General features: G+C 61.1%; 8 protein-coding genes. All 8 read right to left on the bottom strand.

The genetic code is table 11. The annotated features are described in order from the left end of the window. Window positions 1-785: dihydroorotate dehydrogenase electron transfer subunit (locus RI563_RS06730; RefSeq protein ID WP_310693599.1), on the bottom strand; the 785-nt coding region annotated here is incomplete at its 3' end. Continuing rightward, window positions 782-2,065: a dihydroorotase gene (locus RI563_RS06725; protein ID WP_310693598.1), complete on the bottom strand. Its 1,284-nt coding sequence runs from the start codon at window positions 2,063-2,065 to the stop codon at window positions 782-784. The genes RI563_RS06730 and RI563_RS06725, both read right to left, overlap by 4 nt. Continuing rightward, window positions 2,065-3,045, bottom strand: coding sequence for an aspartate carbamoyltransferase catalytic subunit (locus RI563_RS06720; RefSeq protein ID WP_310693597.1), 981 nt, complete (start codon window positions 3,043-3,045; stop codon window positions 2,065-2,067). Before RI563_RS06720 ends, RI563_RS06725 begins: the two co-directional genes overlap by 1 nt. Then, a complete protein-coding gene (pyrR, locus tag RI563_RS06715; protein WP_310693601.1) occupies window positions 3,042-3,509 on the bottom strand; it encodes a bifunctional pyr operon transcriptional regulator/uracil phosphoribosyltransferase PyrR in 468 nt (155 codons plus the stop codon). Before pyrR ends, RI563_RS06720 begins: the two co-directional genes overlap by 4 nt. Before the next feature lie 22 nt (window positions 3,510-3,531). Beyond that, the gene (gene ruvX / locus RI563_RS06710; RefSeq protein WP_310693596.1) at window positions 3,532-4,002 is read right to left on the bottom strand and encodes a Holliday junction resolvase RuvX; all 471 of its coding nucleotides are present in this window, start codon (window positions 4,000-4,002) and stop codon (window positions 3,532-3,534) included. After that, window positions 3,999-4,562 (bottom strand): YqgE/AlgH family protein, encoded by a 564-nt coding sequence (locus RI563_RS06705; RefSeq protein WP_310693595.1) that lies wholly within the window; start codon window positions 4,560-4,562, stop codon window positions 3,999-4,001. Before RI563_RS06705 ends, ruvX begins: the two co-directional genes overlap by 4 nt. Before the next feature lie 42 nt (window positions 4,563-4,604). Then, entirely contained in the window at window positions 4,605-5,507 is a 903-nt protein-coding gene (locus RI563_RS06700) for an energy transducer TonB (RefSeq protein ID WP_310693594.1), read from the bottom strand. Next, window positions 5,500-6,009 (bottom strand): Gx transporter family protein, encoded by a 510-nt coding sequence (locus RI563_RS06695; protein WP_310693593.1) that lies wholly within the window; start codon window positions 6,007-6,009, stop codon window positions 5,500-5,502. Before RI563_RS06695 ends, RI563_RS06700 begins: the two co-directional genes overlap by 8 nt. Window positions 6,010-6,302 lie beyond the last annotated feature (293 nt).

Below are 6,302 nucleotides of genomic sequence, written 5' to 3'. Positions count from 1 at the left end.
CCGGCGCAGCCGCCGACGGCACAGGCCATGAATTCCTCCAGCGAGACCTGGCAGGGCAGGTCGTATTCTCTGGCCAGTCGGGCGACGGCCTCCAGCATGGGATGCGGGCCGCAGCTGAAAATTTCCACTTGATGACGTTCTTCATCTGAGAGGGCATCGAGCCAGTGACGGGCGAGATCGGTGACGTAACCGTCATGGCAACCGGGGTAACCCTGGGTGCTGGTCAGGCGTGAGGGAATATTCCACTGTTCGACCAGCGGCATGGCCGCGATGACCCCCTCGGGCATGCCGGGGACGATGAATTCGGATGGCTGGCTTTGAAACGGAAACGGCACTTCGGAGCCCAGAATCATGAACGGCTGATAATGTTTGTCGTGACGCAGGGCATCGGCGCAGAAGATCATCGGCGGCATGCCGACGCCGCCGCCGATTAATAAAGGACGCTTTTTGTCGGCATGAAACTCGAACGGTTTGCCGATAGGGCCCATCAGGTTGAGCGTGTCGCCGATCCTGTTCTGGGCCAGCAGAGCCGTGCCTTCACCGAACACTTTATACAGCAGATCGACGTAGCCCTTTTGCGCATCGACTCGCATGATGGAGATCGGCCGGCGCATCGGGCGCTGGGCGTTGACAGTCAGGTGCACGAAGCTGCCGGGCAGGGCCCGGGCGGCGATCTGCGGTGCCTGCAGGCGCAGGGTGTATTGATCGCCGGCGTGCGCGTCGTGCGCGAGGATCTCGGCCTGTTCGACAAAAATGGTATCGCGATGGACTCTGGCGGTGTTCACTGGTTCACCTGATAAACGGATTGGCCGGCCAGCAGGGTGTGACTGACCCGACCCTGCATTTCCCAGCCGAGGAACGGGGTGTTCTTGCCGCAGCTGGCCAGCGTATTGTAATCGACGGTCCAGCGTTCCTGCGGATCGAAGATGCAGACATCGGCGCGATCGCCGATGCCAAGGCGTCCGCCGTCGATGCCGAGAATCCGGGCCGGCTCACTGGTGATGCGGGCGAGGGCATCGGACAGTGACATAACCTTTTCCTCGGCCAGGCGCAGGGTCAGCGGCAGCAGGGTCTCCAGGGCCGAGATGCCCGGTTCGGTTTCGCAAAATGGTGCCAGCTTGGCGTCGGCATCGTGCGGCTGATGGCAGGAACTGATGGCGTTGATGGTGCCGCTGCCCAGCCCGGCGCGCAGGCCGTCCTTGTCCCGCTGGGTGCGCAATGGCGGGATGACGTGACAGGCGCTGTTGAAATCGCCGAGGTCCATTTCGGTAAGATAGAGCTGGTGGGCGGCCACATCGATGGAGACCGGCAGGTTGTCGTGCCGGGCGCGGGCGATCTTCTGGATCGACTGGGCAGAGCTTAAATGCATGAAGTGAGCGCGCACGCCGGTCTGTTCGATCAGCATCAGATCCCGGGCCACGGCGACCGTTTCGGCCGATTCGGGCACGCCGGGCAGGCCCAGGCGGGTGCTGATAGCGCCTTCGTGGGCGCAGCCTTTATTACTCAGCCAGTGATCGTTGGCGTAGATGAATACCGTCAGATTGAAGTTGGCGGCATATTCCAGCGCGCGGCGATAGACCAGGGTGTTGTTCAGCGGGTTCAGGGCGTTGCTGACCGCGATGCAGCCGCCCTCGCGAATCAGCTCTTCCATCTCGCTCAGATGTTCGCCCTGCAATTGCACGGTCAGGGCGCCCAGGGTCACCACGCGAGCGAAGCCGGCCTGGCGGGAGCGATGATGAATCAGCTCGGAGACCGCGGGGGTGTCGATGATGGGATCGGTGTCCGGTTGCACGCACAACGTGGTAATGCCGCCGGCGGCCGCCGCGCGGGTCTCGCTGGCGATGGTGGCCTTGTGTTCCTGGCCCGGCTCGCGCAGGCGGGCGTTGAGATCCACCAGGCCGGGGATCACGAACTGATCGGTGGCGTCGATCACCTGATCGGCGCCGAAGCCGTCGGGTGTCTGGTCGATGGCGACTACCTGGCCGTCGGCAAGGTAGAGATCGTGCTGACCGTCGATGCCGTTGGCCGGGTCGATGAGGCGGCCACCTTTGATATGAATGCGCATCAGGCTTCCCCCTCCTCGCCGGATGGTTTGCGTCCCAGTACCACCGACATGATGGCCATGCGCACCGCGATGCCGTTGCTGACCTGTTCGAGAATGACCGACTGGGGGCCGTCGGCGACGCTGGATTCGATCTCCACGCCGCGATTGATGGGACCGGGATGCATGACAATGGCGTCAGGTTTGGCCAGCGCCAGTTTTTCCTGGGTCAGGCCGTAGGTCTGAAAGTATTCCAGTTCACTGGGCAGCAGCGCGCCGTCCATGCGTTCCCGCTGCAGGCGCAGCATGATCACCACGTCCACGTCCTTCAGTCCCTCGCGCACATCGTTATAGACGTGCACGCCCATCTGTTCCAGATAGGGCGGGATCAGGGTACACGGGCCGATAGCGCGAATCTCCGGCACGCCCAGGGTGTTGAGCGCGTGGATTTGCGAGCGGGCCACTCGCGAGTGCATCAGATCGCCGACGATGGCCACCCGCAGCGCGGTGAAGTCGGGTTTGTGCTTGCGAATGGTAAATACATCGAGCATTGCCTGGGTGGGGTGGGCATGGCGCCCGTCGCCGGCGTTGATAATACTGATATGCGGTGCCACATGCTGGGCGATAAAGTGGGCCGCGCCGCTTTGTTCGTGGCGCACCACGAACATGTCGCAGTGCATCGCCTCCAGGTTATGCAACATATCCAGAAGACTTTCACCTTTGCTGGTGGACGAGGTGCTGATGTTGATATTGAGTACGTCGGCCGAGAGGCGCTTGGCGGCCAGTTCGAAGGTGGTGCGGGTGCGGGTGCTGGATTCGAAGAACAGGTTAACGATGGTCTTGCCCCGCAACAGCGGGACTTTCTTGACCGGCTGGTTGCCGACGGTCACGAAGTTTTCGGCGGTATCGAGGATCTGGGTGAGGGTCTCGCGTTTGTGCCCTTCAATGGTCAGAAAATGGCGCAACTGGCCCTGACTGTCACATTGAATATCCTGCCGCTTCATTTGCTCTCCTGTATTAACAGCTCCAGCGGATCCGGCCCGGTCAGTTTGACATGCTGATGCGTCTCGAGGCTCAGACGCTCGCCGGCCACATCGGCGCAGATGGGCAGTTCACGGCCGCTGCGTTCCACCAGACAGGCGAGGATGATCGAGGCGGGCCGGCCGTAGTCGAAGATTTCGTTCATGGCGGCGCGGATGGTGCGCCCGGTGTGCAGCACATCGTCGATCAGGACGATGTGCCGGTCATCGACCGAGAACGGCAGGTTGGACGGTTCCACCTGTGGATGCAGGCCAATGCGGGTGAAATCGTCGCGATAAAATGTGATGTTGAGCGTGCCCAGCGGCTGTTCGGGCTTGAGTTGCTGATGAATCTGCTCGGCGATCCAGGCGCCACCGGTGTGGATACCGATAATGGCAGGATCGGTGATATGCCGTGAGTGGAGCAGGGATTGCAGATCGCTGGCCATCTGGCTCAGCAGGGTCTGGACGTCACGGCGTTCGCTCATGTTGTTCCGGGGTCAGTTGCTGGTCGAACCAGCTTTGCAGTATCAGTTGCGCGGCCACCTGATCGATATCCTCGGGATCATTGCGGCCGGCTCCGTTGTGCGAGCGTTCTGCGAGCAGTTGTTCCGCCTCGTAGGAGGTCAGGCGCTCATCCACCATCTCGACGGGCAGATTGTAACGCCCTTTGAGCTGATTACCAAAGCGTCTTGCACGTTGGGTCATCTCCTGCTCTTCCCCTTCCAGGGTCAGGGGCAGGCCGACAACCAGCAAATCGGGTTGCCATTCGTCGATCAGCCGGGTAATGGCGTCCCAGTCGGGTTTGTCGGTCTTGCGGCTGAGTGTGATAAGCGGGGCGACGCTGTGGGTCACTTCCTGGCCCACGGCCACGCCGATACGCCGCAGGCCGTAATCGAACCCCAGCAGGGTTCTTGGCGGTCGGTTTAAGGGTTGGCTCACGCGTGGCCCACGTCCGTCGACAGGGTGGTGATGTCCACACCGAGTCCCGCCGCGGCGGCGCTCCAGCGTTTTTCCACCGGGTAGTCGAAAATGATCCGGCTGTCGGCCGGGCCGTTCAGCCAGCTGTTGGCGGCCAGCTCCTCTTCCAGCTGGCCCTCGCCCCAGCCGGCATAGCCCAGGGCGATCAGAAACTGTTCGGGCCCAACCCCGCCGGCGATGGCATCGATGATGTCCTGGGACATGGTCAGCCCCACCTCGGTGGTAATCTCCATGGTGCTGTCCCATTCGCCCAGCGGTGTGTGCAGGACGAAACCGCGCTCCAGCTGAACCGGGCCACCCTGATAGATCGGCGTGTCGGCCAGTTCCGGCTCGGTCACTTCGATGTCGAGCTGCTCGGCCAGATCGGTGAGGGTCAGGTCGGTGGGCCGGTTGATGATGATGCCCAGCGCGCCCTGCGGGTTGTGCTCGCACAGATAGGTGACCGTGTGCTCGAAGTTGGGATCCGCCAGGGTCGGCATGGCGATGAGGAAGTGGTTACTCAGTTGGGCGATGTAACTCATAAGGCAAGTATCAGTCAGTGTTGTTGCACAGGCAAGCGATGGCTAACGACTTAGCCCCAGATTTGATCCGCTTTTAAACTGCCAGACACGGGGAATGTGCAATATGTCGGTGTCTTCCAGAATCTCCTCGGTCAACGGCGGGAACGGCGCCGCCAGCCGGACGATGTTTTGCGCGGCCTCATCCAGTACGGTGTGGCCGGAGGAACGCAGCACCCGCACCGATTTGAGCGTGCCGTCCGGATTGATCGCCACATCCAGTAACAGATCGCCGGTGACATTATTGCGTACCGCCTCTTCAGGGTAGTTGAGATTGCCGATGCGCTCGACCTTGGATCGCCAGGCATCGAGATAGGCGGCAAAGCGGTGTTCGCGGGCCTTGGCCCCGCGCACATAGGTCTCGCGCGGGGTGATCTGATAGGCCTTTTTCATATCATCGATCTCGGCGCTGAGCCGGGCGATCTGCTGGCTGCGCTCGTAGAGCTGGGCGGCGGTGACCTCCTCGGGAATCGGTGGCTCCTTTTGCGGCTGGCGTTCGCTGGCGATCTTCTCTGGTGCGCGATTGGCGCTCATCACTTCCTGGGGTGTGTCCTGTTGTTCGCGCGGCGGGGGCGCCAGGGCCTGACGGCTGTCGGGGGCCAGGCCGCTTTCTTCGGTGGGAAGGGGGTTGGAAAAGGGGCTGCTGTCGCGCACTTTCTCCTGCATATTGCCGCCGCCTTCCTGATTGGCCTGGGCCAGGTACTCGGCGTCCTCCGGCTCGTCCTCGGATTCGTTATGTACCAGGGTGACTTCCATAGTAGTAATGGCGTCGTTATTGGCGAGATCGCTGAGATTGAAGCCGACACCGAGGATCACGATGGCGTGCACCGCCAGCGCCATGAACAGTGTCATGCCAAGCCGGTCAGCGGCGCCTGCCGATAAGGAATTGTTGCCAGTTACGTCAGCCATGCAGATGTTTTACCACTTTGTGCGTGATTATACCGTTGAGCAGTCCCAGCAACACGGCAAAGCTCAATAAAACCGGAAACAGTTTCCAGATCCCCGCGTGCGGGACAAACCACGCCCAGGCCAGCACAAACTGGCCACTGATATGTGCCAGGGCCGCCGCCACGCTGTAACCGACAGGGCCGAAGCCGCGGCCGGGCAGGCGGGTCATTGGCCACAGGATCAGCAGACTGGCCAGTGCCCCGGACAGAGACAGCATGAAGGTGGGCGATAAAAACGTGCCCAGCAGCAGACTGCCCACCAGCACCCGCAGCAGACTGACCCAGGCCGCCGTCGACCAGCCGTACAGGCACAGCACGCAGATGGTAATAATATTGGCAAAGCCCGGCTTCAAGCCCGGCATCGGACTGGGCAGCAGCGCCTCCAGAATATGGATCGACACCGCAGCCGCCGCCAGCCAGGCGATGCGTTGATCTTCGACAGTGGGTTGCAGTTCCAGTTTCAATGGATTGTCCGGCCCGGATGGTTTGTTTAATCCGCAAATGAACGCGAATGGACGCAAATACTATGGCAATGAGTTGTTGCAGGTAATTGTAACCATTCGCGTTAATTTGCGTGCATTCGCGGATTGTTTATAGGCCTGGGTTATGCCGGATGGTTCAAGCGTAAGCGGGCCCACGTTTTCTTGCAAGATGCCTCGCCAGATGATTTGCGCCTGTTCAAAATAAAGCTTGAACCACAGAGGACACAAAGGTCGCGGAGAAAATTATACCTCTGTGTTTTCGGACACTTCTGTGG

The organism is Thiohalophilus sp. (genome assembly GCF_031581315.1).
In the GTDB taxonomy this organism is placed as follows: Bacteria; Pseudomonadota; Gammaproteobacteria; order UBA6429; family Thiohalophilaceae; genus Thiohalophilus.
This window is presented reverse-complemented; position numbering and strand designations above follow the sequence as displayed.